The sequence below is a fragment of the Pelomonas sp. Root1217 genome, from assembly GCF_001425705.1.
In the GTDB taxonomy this organism is placed as follows: domain Bacteria; phylum Pseudomonadota; class Gammaproteobacteria; order Burkholderiales; family Burkholderiaceae_C; genus Pelomonas.
This window is the reverse complement of the sequence record NZ_LMDC01000028.1, coordinates 292,889-315,217: the sequence shown is the minus strand read 5'-3', so window position 1 is coordinate 315,217 and position 22,329 is coordinate 292,889. Positions and strand designations below refer to the sequence as shown.

The window sequence follows — 22,329 nt, the reverse complement described above, 5'->3', positions numbered from 1 at the left end:
GCAGTATCCGACCGACGCCCGGCGTCCCGTAGGGGGAACTGAGGTCCATTCCTCGCCCTTTTGCCCCCTGGGCAAGCGCCGCGCCTCCTCTATGCTCGCCCCCAAGCATCATGACCCCACGGCTTTTCGTTGCCATCGGCAGCTCGCATCTCTTTGGCCTGATCGACCGCTATATCGGGCCGGTGTCGTCGGCCAAGTACCGCTCGGTCTGGTCGACCGGCGTGCCGTTCCGCGAGCCCATCGAGCTGGATGCCCCGCCCGGCTGGCGCGGCGAACATGTGCTCTACAACACGCCGGTGGCCGGTCCGCCGCCCATGCTCAAGGACGGGGTGCTCTACATCCCGGACGTGCTGACGGGCGTGCTCGGTCACATTCCGCAGGAAGCCGAGGTCATCTTCTCGCTGCTGCGTGGCCAGGAGTTCGCCATTGCGGCCCTGGTCGATGACCCCTCGCATGCCGACTTCCTCGGCGACGACGGCCGGATGGATCCGGGCCGGCGCTGGATGTCCCGCGCCGACGCGCTGGCCTGGGTGCGCCAGATTGCCGAGCCGCTGTGGACGACCCACCTGGCCCTGCGCCAGCAGTTCCCGCGTGCACGCATCGTGCATGTGCCCGCGCCGCCGCCGGTGGAGTCCCATGAACACATCATGGCCAACCCCGAGGCTTTCGGAGCGTTGTTCGCCCAGCACGGCATCAAGCCCTTCTCGATGCGCCAGCGCATCTACCGGCTGATGTATGCCGACCTGAACCAGCGCCTGGCGCAGATGGGCGTCCTGAGCCTGGCGCCGCCCGCCGGCGCGTTGACCGAAAACGGCGGCCTCAAGGCCGATTTGGCGCGCGGCTGCCTGCATGGCAACGAGCTGTATGCCGAACTGCTGGCGCAACAGATCAGGGAGGTGCTGGCGAATGTCCCATCCGTATGAGGCCCTGCCGCCCCAGGCGTTCTGGCGCAAGACTGTCAGCGCCCAGGCCTGGGGCCAGCTCGACTTCAAGCCAAGCACGAAGTTCAAGCTGACGCCGTCGCTGAAGATCGCGACGGCCGGTTCCTGTTTCGCCCAGCACATGGCCCGGCGGCTGGAGGGCTTCGGCCTCAGCCACTGGGTGGTGGAGCAGGCGCCCGCCGGTATCACGCCCGAGCGGGCGCGCGAGCTGCAATACGGCGTGTTCTCGGCCCGCTATGCCAATGTCTACACGGTGCGCCAGCTGCGCCAGCTCGTCGAATTCGCCTTCGGCCTTCGCGAGGGCGACCCGCCGGTGCTGACCGGGAACGGCCGCTTTTTTGACGGCCTGCGTCCGCGCATCCAGGCGGGTGGCTACGACTCGCTGGCCGACCTGCGTGCCGACCGCGCCTGGCATCTGGCCCAGGTCAGGCGGCTGTTCAGCGAGTGCGATGTCTTCGTCTTCACGCTGGGGCTGACCGAGGCCTGGGTGGAGCAGGGCAGCGGCGTCGTCTTCCCGGTCTGCCCGGGCACGGCGGCGGGTGAGTTCGATGCCGAGCGGCATGGTTTCGTCAACTTCGACTACCCGGAAATCCTGGCCGACCTCGAATGGGTGCGTGAGTTCGTAGCCGGCGTGAACCCGCGCATGCGCTGGATCGTCACGGTATCGCCGGTGCCGCTGGTGGCCACTGCGACGGCACATCCGGTCATCGTCGCGTCCAGCTATTCCAAGGCCGTGCTGCGCGCGGTGGCCGGGCGGTTTGCGGACGCGCATGACCACGTCGAGTATTTCCCCTCCTTCGAGATCATCTCGTCGGCCCAGAGCTTTGGCCAATACCTCGAAGGCGATCTGCGCGAGGTGTCGCCGCGTGGCGTGGACCATGTGATGCGCCAGTTCTCGGCCGCCTTTGTCGAAGCTGGCGAACGCGCCGCCGTGGCGGCGCCCAGCCTGGCTGCCCAGGCGGCGGCGGCCGCTCAGGTTGAGTGCGAGGAACTGCTGAACGACCGGCCTTGACGCCCTGCCTGCCTGGCTCACGGGCAGATGACGGGAACGTCTCTTGCCACGGAACGTCCATGCAGTCTCGCGAACCTTTGGAACCTCTCGCCCTGACGCGTATCCCGGCTGAGACGTTGGTCCGCCAGGTGCGGGACCACGCCATGTTCCTGATCGACCGACAGGGCCGCATCGCCACCTGGAACGAAGGAGTGCGCGAGGTTCTCGGCTGGGAAGAGGCGGACTGGATCGGCCAGGCTGTCACGGTGGTGTTCACCCCGGAAGACGTGGCCGCCGGGACGCCGGATCGCGAGCTTCGCCAGGCCGAAATCGACGGCCGGGCCGACGACTCCCGCTGGATGCTCAGGCGAGGGGGTTCACGTTTTTACTGCAATGGCAGCGTCACGCCGATTCGCCAGACCGACGGCACGATCGTCGCCTTCCTGAAGGTGATGCATGACGGGACTGGCCTGCGGCTTGCGGCCGAGGAATACCAGCGCGCACTGGCTGCCGAACAGGAAGAGCATGCCAAGGCCGAACGCGAGGCCGCCAAGCTGCGCGCCATCATCGATGCGATTCCGGACGCGTTGTACGTCGGCAATGCCGAAGGCATCACCGAATGCAACGACAAGGGCCTGGCGCTGCTTGGGGCGGCGTCGCTGGCGGACCTGCAGCAGCCCATCGGCGAACTCGGCGAGCGTTTTCGCGTGCGGTACGAACGTGACGGCCCGCTGCTGGAACCCGAGCGTCTGCCCTTCGCGCGTGCGCTGAAGGGCGAGACTGCCATGCTGGACACGTGGTTGACCAAGGCCACCGGTGAAGACGTGCTGATCCGTGGCACGGCGGCTCCGATCCGCGTCGACAACGAGATCGTCGGCGCCATCGCCATCAACAGCGACCTCACCTACCGCATGGAGATGGAGGAGCAGCGCCACGCGATCTCGCAGATGGCGAACCAGTTGCGCGAGCGCGAGGAAGAGTTTCGGGCACTGGTGAGCGGCGTGCGCGACTACGCCATCTTCACCGTCGACGTGGATGGCCGCATCTCGTCGTGGCATGTCGGGGCGCAGCTGATGAAGGGCTACACCGCCGAAGAGGCCATCGGCATGCCGTTCGCGCAGCTGTTCACGCCGGAAGACCGCGACAAGGGGCGACCACAGTACGAGATGGATGTGGCCGCCGGCACCGGCGAATACAAGGGCGAAGGCACTCGGCTGCGCAAGAGTGGTGCGCGGTTCGTCGCCGAGGTGGTGCTGACCGCGCTGCGTGGCCCGCGCGGCGAACTGCTGGGCTATCTCAAGCTGACACAGGACATCACCCATCGCAAGAACGTGGAGGCGCAGCGCGACCAGACGCTGCGCAACGCGGAAGCGGCAAGGGTCGCCGCCGAACAGGCCAGCCGGGCGAAGGACGAATTTGTGGCGACCGTCTCGCACGAGTTGCGCACGCCGCTCAGCGCCATCCTGAGCTGGTCACAGGTGCTGCAGCGCCGGGTTCCGGACCCCGAAACGCTCAAGCACGCCATCGACGCGATCGCTCGCAACGCCGGCATGCAGGCCCGGCTGGTCGAAGACCTGCTCGACGTCAGCCGCATCGAATCGGGCCAGCTCCGCCTGGAGCTTCAACCCACCGACCCGACCGTCATCGTGCGGGCGGCGGTGGACGCGATCATGCCGGCCGCCACGGCCAAGGGCATTGCCGTGACGACGGAGGTCGACCCTGACGCCGGCGTGCTCATGGCTGACGCCGCCAGGCTGCAGCAGATGGTGCTCAATCTGCTGAACAACGCGGTGAAGTTCACACCGCGTGACGGCCACATCGACGTCGCCGTGCGACGTGAGGCCGACACGGTGGAGATTGCCGTGGCCGACGACGGACAGGGCATGGAGCCCGCGTTCATCGAACAGGCCTTCGAGCGTTTCAAGCAGCAGGACTCGTCCATGACGCGCCGCCATGGCGGCCTGGGGCTCGGCCTGTCGATCGTGCGTGAACTCACCCATCTGCATGGCGGGAAGGTGAAGGCCCGCAGTGCGGGGCCGGGCAAGGGATCGACCTTCACGCTGTGCCTGCCCGCGCTCGCGCCCCAGCGCCAGCAGCCTACCGAACCCGAGCCGGCGCCTGAAGGTGTCGACGCTCTGGAGAACGAAGACCGCCTGAGCGGGTTCAGCCTGCTGCTGGTTGACGACGAGCCGGACGGTCGGGGTGCCGCGGCCTATGCGTTGCGCGTCGCGGGGGCCGAAGTGATCGAGGCGGGCAGCGCCGAGCAGGCGCTGGAGATCTTTCGGGCACGGCGGCCGCACGCCATCCTGAGCGACATCGGCATGCCGGTCGTCGATGGCTACGACTTCATCCGGATGGTCCGCGAGATCGAACATGCCGCAGGTCGCCATACGCCGGCCGCCGCGCTCACGGCCTTTGCCCGCGCGGAAGACCGCCAGCGTGCCATCGACGCCGGTTTCGAGATGCACCTGGCCAAGCCGTTGGAGCCGGTCGCGCTCGTCGAGGGCGTGGTGGCGCTGTTGCGCTCGAACGTAGGAGACACGACCGGCCAGCTGCGCAACCCGTGACCCGGTTGCCTGAAAGCAGCGCCGGGTGGGTGGTGGATGTCATGCGCCTGGGCCGGGGCCAACCCGCGCCAAACGCCTGCCGAAGCAAACGCTTCTGGTCACAACCGCAGCGCCCGTACCGCGATCTTTCCTAGAATTTAAATAACATAAATGGCCGCGAGCTGCGTTCAGCGGCATCTGGCCATCGGCCAGATCGAGCAGCTACTTTTCTGATTTCAGGCGTATCCCATGAATAGGTTTCCATCGACTGTTGCAGGCCTGGACGACATCCTGTGCGGCGGTCTTTTCGAGGGCGGGGTCTACATCCTCGAAGGCCCGCCTGGGGTTGGCAAGACGACGCTCGCCAATCAGATCGCCTACAACCAGGCCAGTGCTGGCCACAAGACGCTTTACGTGACCATGCTTGCCGAATCGCATTCGCGCATGGTGCAGCACATGAGCAACCAGACCTTTTTTCGGAAGGCCGCGGTCAACGCTGACGTGTTCTACCTGAGTGGCTATCGGGAATTGGAAAGCGACGGCCTCAAGGGGGTGCTCGGTCTTCTGCGCAATGAGCTGGCCCGCAGCGGCGCCACCTTGCTCGTCGTCGACGGGCTGGTTCTCAGCGCGCCGGGCATCGACGAGGGCGTTCGCCAGTTTGTGCACGAGCTACAGAGCCTGGTCAGCGCGATGGGCTGCACCTGCCTGCTCTTGACCACCGGTCGAGGGAACGCGCTGAGCGCCGAACAGACGATGGTCGATGGCATCTTCTCGTTCGAGGATCAACTGTTCAAGGGCAGGGCGGAACGCGTCGTCCAGGTCAGGAAATTCCGCGGCAGCGGGGTGGTGCGCGGGCAGCATTCCTTCTGCATCACCGACGAAGGCCTGCAATTCTTTCCTCGGTTGGAGAGCATGCCCCTGCCTGACGGCGGACTCGCCGACGCAAGCAGTGTCACGCTGGGCATTCCCGAAATCGACGCCGCCTTGGGGGGGCGAGGGCTGTGGACGGGGAGCATTTCGCTCGTCGTCGGGGAAAGTGGCGCGGGCAAGACCCTCATGGGATACCGCTTCGCTGCAGCATCGACCGCTGAAGAGCCAGGGCTTCTGTTGATCGGGGCGCCCGAGACGAAGGCTGGCGCCTGCCACCTTGCTGGTCGATTCAACATTGACCTCGAGCGCGCGCTACGCAGCGGCGGGCTTCGCGTGGAGACTCTTGGGCAGTCAGACGAGTCGCTGGACGAGATGGGCCACAAAATCCTGCGTCTGGTGGACGAAGCGAAGGCCCGGCGGCTGGTGTTGGACGGCGTGGCGGCTCTCGCCGACACGCGCGCCTTTCAGGATCGAGGCTACCGTTTCCTCGGTCGTTTGCTGATGGAGCTGCGTCGGCGTGCCGTCACCGCCTTGTTTACCCTGGACCCGGCGGAGATCAGCCTGGCCAGCGGCACGCCGCTTGCCCCAGGTCTGGCGGCCTTGTTCGACAACGTACTGGCGCTCGAGGCGCCGCGCGACGCCGGGGCGTCCAGGCAATTGGCCGTACGCAAGATGAGAGGGCAACATGGCGAAGCGACCGTCATTTCGTTGAGGGATTGATCGCTTCCATGCGAGCACAACGGGTAGAGGAGCCACCGCAGATGCAGCTCATTCTGATCGTGGAAGACGAGTACGGCGCAGCGGAAGTCCTGCAGCTGATCCTCGAGGCGCACGGCTACCGCGTTACATCGGCGTCCAACGGTCGTGATGCGCTGCAGACGCTCAGCGGTGAGCGACCGGCAGTGATCGTCTCCGATTTCATGATGCCCCACATGAACGGCGGCGAACTCGGGACGGCGCTGCGCCAGAACTCGAATTGGGCCGACATCCCGTTCGTGTTCATGAGCGGAACCAATGAGGAGGTCGTACAGAAATCGTTCGGCGATTACGACGGCTTCGTGGCCAAGCCCTATGACGTCGAGGCGTTGCTGTCGATCATTGGAGAACTCGCCTCCTCAGGCCGCAGGCAGCGGGTACGCAGCCGTGAAGTCGACGACTCCATGCGGCAATTGCTGAAGGGCATCGAGTTGCCGAGCAACGACTAGCGCCAGCCGTTCAAGCTGCATTGGCCGGCCGCTGGGGACGATGAGGCCCTTGGTAGCCGTCCGCTTTTCAAGCCCAGCAAAGAAGCAGGCCCCGCGGTTTGCACCACAGGGCCTGCGTGGGCCGGCACCCCGTGCCGACGTCAGGAGATCAGACTCAGATCCAGTTGCCGCCGTTGTTGCGACGGTGCTCGTCATCCTCGGCCAACTTGCGGTCGATGGCCGCGAGGTGGGCGTCGGCGTTCGGCAGGGCTGCCCTGGCCAGGTCCACGGATGGCGCCCCCAGCAGGGCGTCGGCCGGCGCGGTCAGCAGGTCGCTCAGGCTGACCGTCGCGTCCTTGCCGTCGTCGGCCTTTTGCGGCTGCACGTCCTTGGCGAACCAGACGTCGGCCACATCGTGCTTGCCACCGTCGGTGGTCGTGTAGCTGGAGACCAGGCCGATGAGGTTGCCGTGGTCGCTGCCCGAACCCTTGGTGGCGTTCAGGTCGAGCGAAGCGATGCCCACTTCGTCCAGCGTCTTCAGTTCGCCGGCGTCGGTCTTGCCGTCATGGTTGGCGTCGACCCAGACCTGCAGCTGCTTCCAGTTGGCGTCGTGGCTGTCGAGCTTGCCGTCATGGTTGCTGTCCTGCTCGGCCATGGCGGCATAGCCGTCCTTGGCGTGCTTGCCATTGGCCAGGATGGTGCCCATGCCGAAGAGCTCGCTGCCGTTGTTGATGATGCCGTCGAGGTTGCGGTCCATGACGAGCAGGCCATCGCCGCCGGCAATCCAGCCGACCTTGTCCACGTGGCCGGAGCCGATCAGGTCGAAGTTGACGCCCTGGGCGGCGGCCAGCGTGTTGACGCCGTGGCCGTCCAGGTCGAGCACGATCGGCGTCTTGGAGAAGTAGGCGTCGAGCTGGGCGCCGTTCATCTCGCCGACGGCCGCGTTGGTCAACGCGTCCAACTGGGCCATGCTCATGGCGGCGATGTCGCGGGTCTCCAGGCCTGCGACCTGGTCGGTCGTGATGGCATGGACCTGGTCGGTCGTCAGCGCGGCGGCCTGGTCCGTCGTCAGCGCGGTGATCTGGGTCACCTTCAGCGTCGTGAACTGGGCCGTGGTGATGGCGTCGATCTGCGCATTGCTCAGGGCCGCGAAGTTGGCCGTGGTCAGGGCGCGCAGGTCGTCGGTCTCCAGCGCTCTCATCTGGTCGGTGCTGAAGGACTGGACCTGACTCGAGGTCATGACGCCGAACTGCGAGGCCGTGAACGAGTTCAGGTCGTCCGTGGACAGGTGGTTGATCTGGCTGGTCGTCAGCACATTGACGCGGCCAGCCAGGCCGGTCAGCTGGTCGGTCGTCAGGGCTGCCAGCTGGGTGTCGGTCAGGGCACGCAGCGAGGCCGTGGACAGCTTGGCCAGGTCCGTGGCGTCGATGGCCGCGATCTGGTCAGTCGACAACGAGGCTGCCTGTTCCGTCGTCAGCACCGAGATCTGCGTCGAACTCATCGCCGTCATGTCGGCTGCCGAGAAGCCGTCGAGCTGAGCAGTCGTCAGCGACAGCACCTGGGCGGTGCTCAGCGCGGCGATGTGGTCGGTCGACAGGGCGGCGAACTGGTCGGAATCCAGGCCGGCCAGGGCGGCCGTCGTGATGGCGCGCAGGTCGGCGGTTTCCAGCTTGGCGAGCTGGCTGGTGGTCAGCGCGCCGAACTGGTCGGAGTCCAGCGCGGCGAACTGCGCCGTGCCCAGGGCGTTGAGGTTGTCGGTGGCCAGGTGGCCGAGCTGGCTGGTGGTGAGTGCCTCGGCCTGGGCGGACGACAGGTTGCTGAACTGGCTGGTGGTCAGGCTGTTCAGGTCGGCCGTGCCCAGAGTGTTGATCTGCGCCGTCGTCAGATTGTTGATCTGCGTGCTGCTCAGTGCGCGCAGCTGGTCGCTGGTGAAGGCGTCGAGCTGGTCGGACGACAGGTTGCGCAGGGCTGCCGTGGACAGCGACTTGATGTCGGCCGTCTCGATGGCGGCGACCTGGGCCGTGGACAACACGTCGGCTTGCGTCGAGCTGATCGCGGCGATCTGCGTCGACGTCAGGGCCACCATGTCGGCCGTGCTCAGGCCCTGGATCTGGGTCGTGCCCAGTGCACCCACCTGTGTCGCGGTCAGCGAGCCGACGGCATCACTGGCGAGCGCCGCGACCTGGTCTGAGCTCAGCGCGTTCAGCGCGGCGGTGGACACCGCGCGCAGGTCGGCTGTCTCCAGCTTGCCCAGCTGGCTGGTGGTCAGCGCGCCGAACTGGCTGGAACCCAGCGCAGCGAACTGCGCGGTGCCCAAGGCGTTGAGGTTGTCGGTCGCCAGGTTGGCGAGCTGTGCGTTGGTCAGGGCCTGCACCTGGCCGGAGGACAGGTTGGCGAACTGGCCGCTGGTCAGGCTGTTCAGGTCGGCCGTACCCAGGGTGTTGATCTGGGCCGTGGTCAGGCTGTTGACCTGGCCGCTGCTCAGTGCGCGCAGCTGGTCGCTGGTGAAGGCGTCGAGCTGGTCGGAGGACAGGTTGCGCAGGGCGGCCGTGGACAGCGACTTGATGTCGCCGGTCTCGATGGCCGCCAACTGGGCGGTGGACAGCGTGCCGGCCTGGGCAGAGTTCAAGGCCGCGACCTGGGTCGAGGTCAGCGCGACCATGTCGGCCGTGCTGAGGCCCTTGATCTGGGCGGTGCCCAGCGACCCGACCTGCGCCGTGGTCAGCGTGCCGACGGCATCACTGGCCAGCGCACCGATCTGGTCTGAGCTCAGCGCGTTGAGGGCCGCGGTCGTCACGCCGCGCAGGTCGGCGGTTTCGAGCTTGCCGAGCTGGCTGGTGGTCAGCGCACCGAACTGGCTGGACGACAGGGCCGCGAACTGTGCCGAACCCATCGCGTTGAGGCTGTCCGTCGCCAGGTTGGCGAGCTGGACGCTGGTCAGCGCCTGGACCTGGGCCGTGGACAGGTTGGCGACCTGGGCGGTGGTCAGCGCGTTCAGGTCTGCGGTACCCAGGTTGGCGAACTGCGGGCTGGTGCTCAGCGCATTGAGCTGGGCCGAGGACAGGGCGCGCAGCTGGTCGCTGGTGAGGGCGTCGAGCTGGTCGGTGGACAGGTTGCGCAGCGCGGCGGTGGACAGCGACTTGATGTCGGCGGTCTCGATGGCCGCGATCTGGGCCGTGGACAGGCTGGCCGCCTGGGCGGAGTTCAGCGCCGCGATCTGGCCCGAGGTCAGGGCCACCATATCGGCCGTGCTCAGGCCCTGGATCTGGGCCGTGCCGAGGCCGGCGATCTGGGCCGTGGTCATGGCGCCGACGGCGTCGCTGGCCAGGGCACCGATCTGGTCGGACGACAGGCCGTTGAGGGACGCCGTCGAGACCGAACGCAGGTCACCGGTTTCGAGCTTGGCCAGCTGGCTGGTGGTCAGGGCGCCGAGCTGGCTGGACGACAGGGCCGCGAACTGCGAGCTGCCCAGGGCGTTCAGGCTGTCCGTCTTCAGGTTGCCGATCTGGGTGTTGGTCAGCGCCTGGACCTGGGCCGTGGACAGGTTGGCGAACTGGCCGCTGCTCAGGCTGTTGAGGTCGGCCGTGCCCAGGGTGTTGATCTGGGCCGTGGTCAGGCTGTTGACCTGGCCGCTGCTCAGCGCACGGAGCTGGTCGCTGGTGAAGGCGTCGAGCTGGTCGGAGGACAGGTTGCGCAGGGCACCGGTCGTCAGCGACTTGATGTCGGCCGTCTCGATGGCGGTGACCTGGGCGGTGGACAGCGAGCCGGCCTGGGCAGAGTTCAGGGCCGCGACCTGGGCCGAGGTCAGGGCGACCATGTCACCCGTGGTCAAGCCCTGGATCTGGGCGGTGCCCAGCGAGGCCACCTGGGCGCTGGTCATGGCGCCGACGGCGTCGCTCGCCAAAGCACCGACCTGGTCGGAAGACAGGCCGTTGAGGGCTGCCGTCGTGACGGCGCGCAGGTCGGCCGTCTCGAGCTTGGCCAGCTGGCTGGTGGCGAGGGCGCCGAACTGGCTGGAGCTCAGCGCCGCGAATTGAGCGGTTCCCAGGGCGTTGAGGTTGTCGGTACTCAGGTTGCCAAGCTGATCGGAAGTCAGCGCACGGACTTGCCCCGTCGACAGGCTGGCGACCTGGCCGGTGGTCAGCGCGTTCAGGTCGGCGGTACCCAGGTTGGCGAACTGCGGGCTGGTGCTCAGCGCGTTGAGCTGGGCCGAGGACAGCGCACGCAGCTGGTCGCTGGTCAGCGCGTCCAGTTGGTCGGTCGAGAAGTTGCGCAGGGCAGCCGTCGACAGGGCCTTGATGTCGGCCGTCTCGATGGCCGCGATCTGGGCGGTGGACAGGCCGGCCACCTGGGCCGAGTTGATGGCGGCGACCTGGGCCGAGGTCAGGGCGACCATGTCACCCGTGGTCAGGCCCTTGATCTGGGCGGTGCCCAGCGAGGCGACTTGCGCCGTGGACAGGGCGCCGACCGCGTCGCTGGCCAGGGCACCGATCTGGTCGGAGCTCAGGGCATTGAGGGCGGCCGTCGTCACGGCGCGCAGGTCAGCGGTTTCGAGCTTGGCCAGTTGGCTGGTGCTCAGGCCGCCGAACTGGCCCGAAGTGAGGGCTGCGAACTGGGCCGTGCCCAGGGCGTTCAGGTTGTCACTGGCGAGGTTGGCGAGCTGGGTGCTCGTCAGGGCCTGGACCTGGGTCGAAGACAGGTTGCCGAACTGGCCGCTGGTGAGGCTGTTCAGGTCGGCCGTGCCCAGGGCGTTGACCTGGGCCGTGGTCAGGCTGTTGACCTGGCTGCTGCTCAGCGCACGCAGCTGGTCGCTGGTGAAGGCGTCGAGCTGGTCAGAGGACAGGTTGCGCAGGGCACCGGTGGTCAGCGACTTGACGTCGGCTGTCTCGATCGCGGCGATCTGGGCCGTGGTCAGGCTGCCGGCCTGCGTGGAGTTCAGCGAGGCGATCTGGCCCGAGGTCAGGGCGACCATGTCACCGGTGGTCAGGCCCTTGATCTGGGCGGTGCCCAGCGAGGCGACCTGCGCCGTGGACAACGAGCCGACGGCATCGCTGGCCAGGGCACCGACCTGGTCGGAGGACAAGCCATTCAAAGCCGCCGTGGTGACGGCGCGCAGGTCAGCCGTTTCGAGCTTGGCCAGCTGGCTGGTGGCGAGGCCACCGAACTGGCTGGAGCTCAGCGCCGCGAACTGGGCGGTGCCCAGGGCATTGAGGTTATCCGTGCTCAGATGGCCGAGCTGGTCAGTGGTCAGCGCGCGGACCTGGGCCGTCGACAGATTGGCCATCTGGCCGGTCGTCAGTGAGTTCAGGTCGGACGTCGACAGGTTGGCGAGCTGCGGGCTGGTGGTCAGCGCATTGAGCTGGGTGGAGGACAGGGCACGCAGCTGGTCGCTCGTGAGGGCATCCAGCTGGTCCGTAGACAGGTTGCGCAGCGCAGCCGTGGACAGCGACTTGACGTCAGCGGTCTCGATGGCGGCAATCTGGGCCGTGGACAGCACAGCCGCCTGCGCGGAGTTGAGGGCGGCGACCTGGGCCGAGGTCAAGGCCACCATGTCACCCGTGGTCAGGCCCTTGATCTGGTCGGTGCCGAGTGCAGCGATCTGGGCAGTGGTCAACGAGCCGACGGCGTCGCTGGCCAGCGCACCGATCTGGTCGGAGCTCAGGCCATTGAGGGCGGCGGTCGTGACGGCACGCAGGTCAGCGGTTTCGAGCTTGCCCAGTTGGCTGGTGCTCAGCGCACCGAACTGGCTGGAACTCAGCGCCGCGAATTGAGCGGTGCCCAGCGCATTGAGGTTGTCGGTGGTCAGGTGGCCGAGCTGGTCGGTGGTCAGCGCGCGGACCTGGGCTGTCGACAGATTGGCAATCTGGCCGGTGGTCAGCACATTCAGATCGGCCGTCGACAGATTGCTGACCTGCGGGGCGGTCGTCAGCGCATTGAGCTGCGTCGAGCTCAGCGCGCGCAGCTGGTCGCTCGTGAGGGCGTCGAGTTGGTCCGTCGACAGGTTGCGCAGGGCGCCGGTGGAGATGGACTTGACGTCACCGGTCTCGATGGCGGCGATCTGGGCGGTGGACAGCGCACCCGCTTGGTTGGAGTTGATGGAGGCAATTTGGGCCGAGGTCAGGGCGACCATGTCGCCCGTGGTCAGGCCCTTGATCTGGGCCGTGCCCAGCGAGCCCACCTGTGCCGTGGTCAGCGAGCCGACGGCGTCGCTGGCCAGAGCGCCGACCTGGTCGGAAGACAAGCCGTTAAGGGCGGCCGTCGTGACGGCGCGCAGGTCAGCGGTCTCGAGCTTGCCGAGCTGGGCGGTGGTCAGCGAGCCGAACTGGCCGGAGTTCAGGGAAGCGAACTGGCTGGTGCCCAGCGCGTTCAGGTTGTCGGTGGCGAGGTTGCCGAGCTGGGTGCTGGTCAGCGCCTGGACCTGGCCCGAGGACAGGTTGGCGAACTGGCCGCTGGTCAGACTGTTCAGGTCGGCCGTGCCGAGCGTGTTGACCTGGCTCGTGGTGAGGCTGTTGACCTGGCTGCTGCTGAGCGCGCGCAGTTGGTCGCTGGTGAAGGCGTCAAGGTGGTCGGACGACAGGTTGCGCAGGGCGCCAGTCGTCAGCGACTTGACGTCAGCAGTCTCGATCGCGGCCAGTTGCGCGGTAGACAGGCTGCCTGCCTGCGTGGAGTTCAGCGAGGCGACCTGGCCCGAGGTCAGGGCGACCATGTCACCCGTGGTCAGGCCCTTGATCTGGGCGGTGCCCAGCGAGGCGACTTGCGCCGTCGTCAGCGAGCCGACGGCGTCGCTGGCCAGGGCACCAACTTGATCGGAAGACAGGCCATTGAGGGCTGCGGTCGTGACGGCACGCAGGTCAGCCGTTTCGAGCTTGGCCAGCTGGCTGGTGCTGAGCGCGCCGAACTGGCTGGACGACAGGGCCGCGAACTGGGCAGTGCCCAGCGCGTTGAGGTTGTCGGTCGCCAGGTTGCCGAGCTGGTCTGTCGTCAGCGAACGGATCTGCGCCGTCGACAGATTGGCCATCTGGCCCGTCGTCAGCACGTTCAGGTCGCCCGTGGAGATGTTGACGAGCTGCGGGCTGGTGGTCAGCGCGTTCAGCTGGGTGGACGACAGGGCGCGCAGCTGGTCGCTCGTCAGTGCATCGAGCTGATCGGTGGACAAGTTGCGCAACGCGCCGGTAGAGATCGACTTGACGTCAGCCGTCTCGATGGCAGCGATCTGGGCGGTGGACAGTGCGCCCGCCTGGTTGGAGTTGATGGCGGCAATCTGGCCCGAGGTCAGGGCGACCATGTCGCCGGTGGTCAGGCCCTTGATCTGGGCGGTGCCCAGCGAGCCGACCTGTGCCGTGGTCAGCGAGCCAACAGCGTCGCTGGCCAGGGCGCCGACCTGGTCGGAAGACAGGCCGTTGAGCGCGGTCGTCGAGACGGCGCGCAGGTCGGCGGTCTCGAGCTTGCCGAGTTGGGCGGTGGTCAGCGAGCCGAACTGGCCGGAGTTCAGGGAAGCGAACTGGCTGGTGCCCAGCGCGTTCAGGTTGTCTGTGGCGAGGTTGCTGAGCTGGGTGCTCGTCAGCGCCTGGACCTGGGTCGAGGACAGGTTGCCGAACTGGCCACTGGTCAGGCTGTTCAGGTCGGCCGTGCCGAGCGTGTTGACCTGGCTCGTGGTGAGGCTGTTGACCTGGCTGCTGCTCAAGGCGCGGAGCTGGTCGCTGGTGAAGGCGTCGAGCTGGTCGGAGGACAGGTTGCGCAGGGCACCGGTGGACAGCGACTTGACGTCGGCCGTCTCGATCGCAGCGATTTGCGCCGTGGACAGGCTACCGGCCTGGGTCGAATTGATGGCAGCGACCTGGGCTGAGGTCAGCGCGACCATGTCGCCGGTGGTCAGGCCCTTGATTTGGGCGGTGCCCAGTGAGGCCACTTGAGCGGTCGTCAGCGAGCCCACGGCGTCACTGGCCAGGGCGCCGACCTGATCGGAAGACAGGCCGTTCAATGCGGCGGTCGTGACGGCGCGCAGATCAGCCGTTTCGAGCTTGCCGAGCTGGCCAGTGGTCAACGCGCCCAACTGGCTGGATGACAGCGCCGCGAACTGGGCCGTGCCCAGTGCGTTGAGGTTGTCCGTGGCCAGGTTGGCGAGTTGGGTGTTGGTCAGCGCCTGAACCTGCGCGGACGACAGGTTGGCGAACTGGCTGCTGGTGAGGCTGTTCAGGTCGGCCGTGCCCAGCGTGTTGATCTGGGCCGTCGTCAACGAATTGACCTGGCCGCTGCTCAAGGCGCGCAACTGGTCGCTGGTGAAGGCGTCGAGCTGGTCGGAGGACAGGTTGCGCAGGGCGCCGGTGGTCAGCGACTTGACGTCGGCCGTCTCGATGGCAGCGATTTGCGCAGTGGACAGGCTACCAGCCTGGGTCGAATTGATGGCAGCGATCTGGGCCGAGGTCAGGGCGACCATGTCGCCGGTAGTCAGGCCCTTGATCTGGGCGGTACCCAGCGAGCCCACTTGAGTGGTCGTCAGCGAGCCCACGGCGTCACTGGCCAGCGCACCGACCTGGTCTGAGGACAGGCCGTTGAGCGACGCGGTCGTGACGGCACGCAGATCGGCCGTCTCCAGCTTGCCCAACTGGCTGGTGGTCAGGGCGCCGAACTGGCTGGAACTCAGCGCCGCGAACTGGGCGGTGCCCAGGGCGTTGAGGTTGTCAGTGGCGAGATTGCTGAGCTGGGTGTTGGTCAGCGCTTGAACCTGACCGGAGGACAGGTTGGCAAACTGGCCGCTGGTCAGGCTGTTCAGGTCGGCGGTGCCCAGCGTGTTGATCTGACTGGTGGTCAGCGAGTTGATCTGGCTGCTGCTCAGGGCGCGCAACTGGTCACTCGTGAAGGCGTCGAGCTGGTCGGAGGACAGATTGCGCAGGGCGCCGGTCGTCAGCGACTTGATGTCGGCCGTCTCGATCGCAGCCAGTTGGGCCGTGGACAAAGAGCCTGCCTGCGTGGAGTTCAGCGAAGCGATCTGGGCGGAGGTCAGGGCGACCATGTCACCCGTGGTCAGGCCGTCGATCTGAGCGGTGCCCAGCGAAGCGACTTGAGCGGTGGTCAGCGAGCCGACCGCGTCACTGGCGAGCGCACCGACCTGGTCTGAGGACAGGCCATTGAGGGCTGCAGTGGTGACGGCGCGCAGGTCGGCCGTCTCCAGCTTGCCCAGTTGGCCGGTGGTCAGCGCACCGAACTGGCTGGACGACAGCGCCGCGAACTGAGCGGTGCCCAGGGCATTGAGGTTGTCTGTCGCCAGGTTGGCGAGCTGGGTGTTGGTCAGCGCCTGGACCTGGCCCGAGGACAGGTTGGCGAACTGGCTGCTGGTGAGACTGTTCAGGTCCGCCGTGCCGAGCGTATTGATCTGGCCCGTGGTCAGGGAATTGATCTGGCCGCTGCTGAGCGCACGCAACTGGTCGCTGGTGAAGGCGTCCAGCTGGTCGGACGACAGATTGCGCAGGGCGCCAGTCGTCAGCGACTTGACGTCGCCGGTTTCGATGGCGGCAATCTGGGCGGTGGACAGGCTGCCGGCCTGGGTCGAACTGATGGCCGCGACCTGGGCCGAGGTCAGTGCGACCATGTCACCCGTGGTCAGGCCGTCGATCTGGGCGGTGCCCAGCGAGGCCACTTGCGCCGTCGTGAGCGAGCCGACGGCATCGCTGGCCAACGCGCCGATCTGGTCGGAAGACAGGCCGTTGAGGGTGGCCGTCGTGACGGCACGCAGGTCAGCGGTTTCGAGCTTGCCGAGCTGGCTCGTCGTCAATGCACCGAACTGGCTGGAGTTCAGCGCCGCGAACTGGGCGGTGCCCAGCGCGTTCAGGTTGTCTGTCGCCAGGTTGGCGAGCTGGGTGTTGGTCAGCGCCTGGACTTGGCCAGAGGACAGGTTGGCGAACTGGCCGCTGGTGAGGCTGTTCAAATCGGCCGTGCCCAGTGTGTTGATCTGGGACGTGGTCAGGCTGTTGACTTGGCCGCTGCTGAGCGCACGCAGCTGGTCGCTGGTGAAGGCGTCGAGCTGGTCGGAAGATAGATTGCGCAGCGCACCTGTGCTCAGCGACTTGATGTCAGCCGTCTCGATGGCCGCCAGTTGGGCGGTGGACAGGCTGGCCGCCTGCGTGGAGTTCAGCGCAGCGACCTGGGCCGAGGTCAGGGCGACCATGTCGCCGGTGGTCAGGCCCTTGATCTGGGCCGTGCCCAGCGAGGCGACTTGAGCGGTGGTCAGCGAGCCGACGGCGTCGCTGGCCAGAGCACCGACCTGGTCTGAGGACAGGCCATTGAGGGCTGCTGTGGTGACGGCGCGCAGGTCAGCGGTTTCGAGCTTGCCGAGTTGGCCGGTGGTCAGCGCACCAAACTGGCTGGACGACAGGGCTGCGAACTGGGCGGTGCCCAGCGCGTTCAGGTTGTCAGTGGCGAGGTTGCCGAGCTGGGTGTTGGTCAGCGCCTGAACTTGACCGGAGGACAGGTTGGCGAACTGGCTGCTGGTCAGGCTGTTCAGATCGGCCGTGCCCAGCGTATTGATCTGGCTGGTCGTCAGCGAGTTGATCTGGCCGCTGCTCAAGGCGCGCAGTTGATCGCTGGTGAAGGCGTCGAGCTGGTCGGACGACAGGTTGCGCAGGGCGCCGGTGGTCAATGACTTGACGTCCGCGGTCTCGATGGCGGCCAATTGGGCCGTGGACAAGGAGCCCGCCTGCGTGGAATTCAGCGAAGCGATCTGGGCGGAGGTCAGGGCGACCATGTCACCCGTGGTCAGGCCGTCGATCTGGGCGGTGCCCAGCGAAGCGACTTGAGCGGTGGTCAGCGAGCCGACGGCATCGCTGGCCAGCGCACCGACTTGATCGGAAGACAGACCGTTGAGGGCAGCGGTCGTGACGGCGCGCAGGTCGGCAGTCTCGAGCTTGGCCAGTTGGGTGGTGCTCAGCGCGCCGAACTGGCTAGACGACAAGGCTGCGAACTGGGCCGTGCCCAACGCGTTCAAGTTGTCCGTGGCGAGGTTGGCGAGCTGGGTGTTGGTCAGTGCCTGGACTTGGGCCGAGGACAGATTGGCAAACTGGCCGCTGGTCAGGCTGTTGAGGTCGGCCGTGCCCAGCGTATTGATCTGTGCTGTCGTCAGCGAATTGACCTGGCCGCTGCTCAAGGCGCGGAGCTGATCGCTGGTGAAGGCGTCGAGCTGGTCGGAAGACAGATTGCGCAAGGCGCCCGTGGTCAGCGACTTGACGTCTGCAGTCTCGATCGCGGCCAGTTGCGCGGTAGACAGGCTGCCTGCCTGCGTGGAGTTCAGCGAGGCGACCTGGCCCGAGGTCAGCGCGACCATGTCGCCCGTGGTCAAGCCCTTGATCTGCGCAGTGCCCAAAGAGGCGACTTGCGCCGTGGTCAGTGAGCCGACGGCGTCGCTGGCCAGGGCGCCGATTTGGTCTGAGGAGAGGCCGTTGAGGGCGGCGGTCGTGACCGCACGCAGGTCAGCGGTTTCGAGCTTGCCGAGCTGGCTGGTCGTCAGTGCACCGAACTGGCTGGAGGACAGGGCCGCGAACTGGGCGCTGCCCAGGGCGTTGAGGTTGTCGGTCGACAGGTTGCCGAGCTGGTCGGTCGTCAGCGAACGGATCTGGGCTGTCGACAGGTTGGCCATCTGGGCCGTCGTCAGCACGTTCAGGTCGCCCGTGGAGATGTTGACGAGCTGCGGGCTGGTGGTCAGCGCGTTCAGCTGCGTCGAACTCAGTGCGCGCAGCTGGTCGCTGGTCAGGGCGTCCAGTTGATCCGATGACAGGTTGCGCAGGGCGCCGGTGGAGATGGCCTTGACGTCGGCCGTCTCGATGGCGGCGATCTGGGCGGTGGAGAGCGCACCCGCCTGGGTCGAGTTCAGCGAGGCGACCTGGGCCGAGGTCAGGGCGACCATGTCGCCCGTGGTCAGGCCCTTGACCTGGGCAGTGCCCAGAGAGGCTACCTGAGCGGTCGACAGCGAGCCGACGGCGTCGCTGGCCAGTGAGCCGATCTGGTCGGAAGAAAGGCCGTTGAGGGCAGCCGTCGTGACGGCGCGCAGGTCAGCGGTCTCGAGCTTGCCAAGCTGGCCGGTGGTCAGCGCCGCGAACTGGCTGGACGACAGCGCCGCGAACTGGGCGGTGCCCAGGGCATTGAGGTTGTCGCTGGCGAGGTTGGCGAGCTGGGTGTTCGTCAGTGCCTGGACTTGGGCCGAGGACAGGTTGGCGAACTGGCTGCTGGTGAGGCTGTTCAGATCCGCCGTACCCAGCGTGTTGATCTGGCCGGTGGTGAGGCTGTTGATCTGGCCACTGCTCAGCGCGCGGAGCTGGTCGCTGGCGAAGGCGTCGAGCTGGTCGGAGGACAGGTTGCGCAGGGCGCCGGTCGTCAGCGACTTGATGTCGGCCGTCTCGATCGCAGCCAGTTGGGCGGTGGACAAAGAGCCCGTCTGCGTGGAGTTCAGCGAAGCGATCTGGGCGGAGGTCAGGGCGACCATGTCACCCGTGGTCAGGCCGTCGATCTGGGCGGTGCCCAGCGAGGCCACTTGAGCGGTGGTCAGCGAGCCGACGGCGTCGCTGGCGAGCGCACCGACCTGGTCTGAGGACAGGCCGTTGAGTGCGGCCGTGGTGACGGCGCGCAGGTCGGCCGTCTGGAGATTGCCAAGCTGGTTGGTCGTCAGCGCGCCGAACTGGCTGGAGTTCAGTGCCGCAAACTGAGCGGTGCCCAGCGCATTGAGGTTGTCCGTCGCCAGATTGGCGAGCTGGGCATTGGTCAGCGCCTGGACCTGCGCGGACGACAGGTTGGCGAACTGGCCGCTGGTCAGGCTGTTCAGATCCGCCGTACCCAGTGTGTTGATCTGGGCCGTCGTCAGCGAGTTGATCTGGCCGCTGCTGAGCGCGCGGAGCTGGTCGCTGGTGAAAGCGTCGAGCTGGTCGGAAGACAGGTTGCGCAGGGCACCCGTCGTCAGCGACTTGACGTCGGCCGTCTCGATCGCAGCGATTTGCGCGGTGGACAAGCTGCCCGCCTGCGTGGAGTTCAGCGCTGCAACCTGACCCGAGGTCAGGGCGACCATGTCACCGGTCGTCAGGCCCTTGATCTGGGCAGTGCCCAGCGAGGCCACTTGAGCGGTCGACAGCGAGCCGACCGCGTCGCTGGCCAATGCGCCGACCTGGTCGGACGACAGATTGTTGAGCGCAGCGGTGGTGACGGCGCGCAGGTCGGCCGTCTCGAGCTTGCCCAACTGGCCGGTGGTCAATGCGCCGAACTGGCTGGAGCTCAGCGCAGCGAACTGGGCGGTGCCCAGCGCGTTGAGGTTGTCTGTCGCCAGGTTGGCGAGCTGGGTGTTGGTCAGCGCCTGGACCTGCGCGGACGACAGGTTGGCGAACTGGCCGCTGGTCAGGCTGTTCAGATCCGCCGTACCCAGTGTGTTGATCTGGGCCGTCGTCAGCGAGTTGATCTGGCCGCTGCTGAGCGCGCGGAGCTGGTCGCTGGTGAAAGCGTCGAGCTGGTCGGACGACAGATTGCGCAGGGCGCCGGTGGTCAGCGACTTGATGTCACCGGTCTCGATGGCCGCGAGCTGGGCGGTGGACAGGCTGCCGGCCTGGGCCGAATTGATGGCAGCGACCTGGGCCGAAGTCAGGGCGACCATGTCACCCGTGGTCAGGCCGTCGATCTGGGCGGTGCCCAGCGAAGCAACTTGAGCGGTCGTCAGCGAGCCGACGGCGTCGCTGGCCAGCGCACCGACTTGATCAGAGGACAAGCCGTTGAGGGCTGCGGTAGTCACCGCACGCAGGTCGGCGGTTTCGAGCTTGCCGAGCTGGCCGGTGGTCAGCGCGCCGAACTGGCTGGACGACAGGGCCGCAAATTGAGCCGTGCCCAGCGCGTTCAAGTTGTCGGTGGCGAGGTTGGCGAGCTGGGTGTTGGTCAGCGCCTGGGCTTGGGCCGTGGACAGGTTGGCGAACTGGCTGCTGGTCAGGCTGTTCAGGTCGGCCGTACCCAGCGTGTTGATCTGGGCCGTCGTCAGCGAATTGACCTGGCCGCTGCTCAAGGCGCGCAGCTGGTCGCTGGTGAAGGCGTCGAGCTGGTCGGAGGACAGGTTGCGCAGGGCGCCCGTGGTCAGCGACTTGATGTCGGCCGTCTCGATGGCCGCCAACTGGGCGGTCGACAATGTGCCGGCTTGGGTTGAGTTCAGCGCGGCGACCTGACCCGAGGTCAGGGCAACCATGTCGCCGGTGGTCAAGCCCTTGACCTGGGCGGTGCCCAGCGAGGCCACCTGGGCGGTGCTCAGCGAGCCCACGGCGTCGCTGGCCAGGGCGCCAATCTGGTCGGAGGACAGGCCTCTCAAGGCCGCGGTCGTGACGGCGCGCAGGTCGGCGGTTTCGAGCTTGCCGAGTTGGCCTGTCGTCAGAGCGCCGAACTGGCTGGAGTTCAGCGCTGCGAACTGGGCGGTGCCCAAGGCATTGAGGTTATCGGTCGCGAGATTGGCGAGCTGGGTGTTGGTCAGCGCCTGGACCTGCGCGGACGACAGGTTGGCGAACTGGCCGCTGGTCAGGCTGTTCAGGTCGGCCGTGCCGAGCGTGTTGACTTGGGCCGTCGTCAGCGAATTGATCTGGCCACTGCTGAGCGCACGCAGCTGGTCGCTGGTGAAGGCGTCGAGCTGGTCGGACGACAGATTGCGCAGGGCGCCGGTGGTCAGCGCCTTGACGTCCGCGGTCTCGATGGCCGCGATCTGGGCCGTGGAGAGCTTGGCCGCCTGGGTGGAGGTGAGCGAAGAGACCTGCGCTGAAGTCAGCGCAACCATGTCGGCGGTGGTCAAGCCCTGAACCTGGTTGCTGCCCAGGGCTGCGATCTGGCTGGTGGTCAGCGAGCCCACGGCGTCGCTGGCCAGGGCGCCGACCTGGTCGGATGACAGGCCGCTGAGGGCGGCGGTCGTGACCGCACGCAGGTCAGCGGTCTCGAGCTTGGCCAGCTGGCTGGTGGTCAGCCCGCCGAACTGGGTCGACGACAGTACGGCGAAATGGCCCGTGCCCAGCGCGTTCAGGTTGTCGGTGGCCAGGTTGCCGAGCTGGGTGGCGGTCAGGGCCTGGGCCTGGGCCGTGGAGAGGTTGGCGAACTGGCTGCTGCTCAGGCTGTTCAGGTCAGCCGTACCGAGCGTATTGACCTGACTCGTCGTCAGTGAATTGACCTGGCCACTGGAGAGGGCGCGGAGCTGGTCGCTGGTGAAGGCGTCCAACTGGGTGGACGACAGGTTGCGCAACGCGGCGGTGGTGATCGACTTGATGTCGGCCGTCTCGACGGCGGCTATTTGGGCCGTGGAGAGGTTGCCCAGCTGGGCGGACGTCAGCGCGCCGATCTGGGCGGAGGTCAGCGCCACCATGTCGGCGCTGCTCAGGCCCTGGATCTGGACCGTCGACAGGACGGCGATCTGCGAGGTGCTCAGGGCCTGGACCTGGTCGGTCTTGAGGGCCTGGATCTGGTCAGAGCTGAAGCCGGCCAGGGCGCTGGTTGCGATGGCCCGCAGGTCTTCGGTCTGGAAGGCCCGGATCTGGTCGCTCTTCAGGACCGCCAGGCTGCTGGACAGGATGACCGAGGCCTGGGCGGTGGTGAACGCGATCAGCTGGTCGGTGCTGAGGGCCGCGTAGTCCTCCGTCGTCCAATTTCGGATCGTCGTCGTGCTGAGGTTCGGGATGACAGATGGCGAAATGCCGGGGATGACGGTTGACATGTTTTCTCACCTGTACTGATGGCCGCCTTGCCTTGCGGCATGGCGGCGTTGGGCCATTTCTGGCCCGCCCCCGAAACTGGAAGCGTTGTGCTGATCT

The 22,329-nt window shown here is 67.0% G+C and carries 6 protein-coding genes; 5 read left to right on the top strand and 1 reads right to left on the bottom strand.

The genetic code is table 11. The features are described from left to right. Positions 1-110 precede the first annotated feature (110 nt). The 5 genes from ASC95_RS21435 to ASC95_RS21415 all read left to right on the top strand — a co-directional run bounded on the left by ASC95_RS21435 (position 111) and on the right by ASC95_RS21415 (position 6,553). A complete protein-coding gene (locus tag ASC95_RS21435) occupies positions 111-923 on the top strand; it encodes a hypothetical protein (RefSeq protein WP_057299727.1) in 813 nt (270 codons plus the stop codon). Continuing rightward, entirely contained in the window at positions 907-1,953 is a 1,047-nt protein-coding gene (locus tag ASC95_RS21430; RefSeq protein WP_162250827.1) for a GSCFA domain-containing protein, read from the top strand. The genes ASC95_RS21435 and ASC95_RS21430 overlap by 17 nt, the downstream gene beginning before the upstream one ends. 59 nt (positions 1,954-2,012) lie before the next feature. Continuing rightward, positions 2,013-4,499 carry a PAS domain S-box protein gene (locus ASC95_RS21425; RefSeq protein WP_082567996.1) on the top strand — a complete coding sequence of 829 codons (2,487 nt, stop codon included), beginning with the start codon at positions 2,013-2,015 and terminating at the stop codon, positions 4,497-4,499. Positions 4,500-4,727: 228 nt separating this feature from the next. Continuing rightward, positions 4,728-6,068 (top strand): ATPase domain-containing protein, encoded by a 1,341-nt coding sequence (locus tag ASC95_RS21420; protein ID WP_057299725.1) that lies wholly within the window; start codon positions 4,728-4,730, stop codon positions 6,066-6,068. Positions 6,069-6,109: 41 nt separating this feature from the next. Further along, the gene (locus ASC95_RS21415; RefSeq protein ID WP_057299724.1) at positions 6,110-6,553 is read left to right on the top strand and encodes a response regulator; all 444 of its coding nucleotides are present in this window, start codon (positions 6,110-6,112) and stop codon (positions 6,551-6,553) included. 154 nt (positions 6,554-6,707) lie between these two features. On the opposite strand, the gene ASC95_RS21410 is transcribed toward ASC95_RS21415, so the two are convergent. Next, positions 6,708-22,232 carry a hypothetical protein gene (locus ASC95_RS21410; protein ID WP_057299723.1) on the bottom strand — a complete coding sequence of 5,175 codons (15,525 nt, stop codon included), beginning with the start codon at positions 22,230-22,232 and terminating at the stop codon, positions 6,708-6,710. Positions 22,233-22,329: the final 97 nt, after the last annotated feature.

Bases quoted from the DNA above. Each gene is read 5' to 3' on its own strand.
- ASC95_RS21410 (WP_057299723.1), bottom strand. From the start codon at position 22,232: ATGTCAACCGTCATCCCCGGCATTTCGCCATCTGTCATCCCGAACCTC.
- ASC95_RS21420 (WP_057299725.1), top strand. From the start codon at position 4,728: ATGAATAGGTTTCCATCGACTGTTGCAGGCCTGGACGACATCCTGTGC.
- ASC95_RS21430 (WP_162250827.1), top strand. From the start codon at position 907: ATGTCCCATCCGTATGAGGCCCTGCCGCCCCAGGCGTTCTGGCGCAAG.
- ASC95_RS21435 (WP_057299727.1), top strand. From the start codon at position 111: ATGACCCCACGGCTTTTCGTTGCCATCGGCAGCTCGCATCTCTTTGGC.
- ASC95_RS21415 (WP_057299724.1), top strand. From the start codon at position 6,110: ATGCAGCTCATTCTGATCGTGGAAGACGAGTACGGCGCAGCGGAAGTC.
- ASC95_RS21425 (WP_082567996.1), top strand. From the start codon at position 2,013: ATGCAGTCTCGCGAACCTTTGGAACCTCTCGCCCTGACGCGTATCCCG.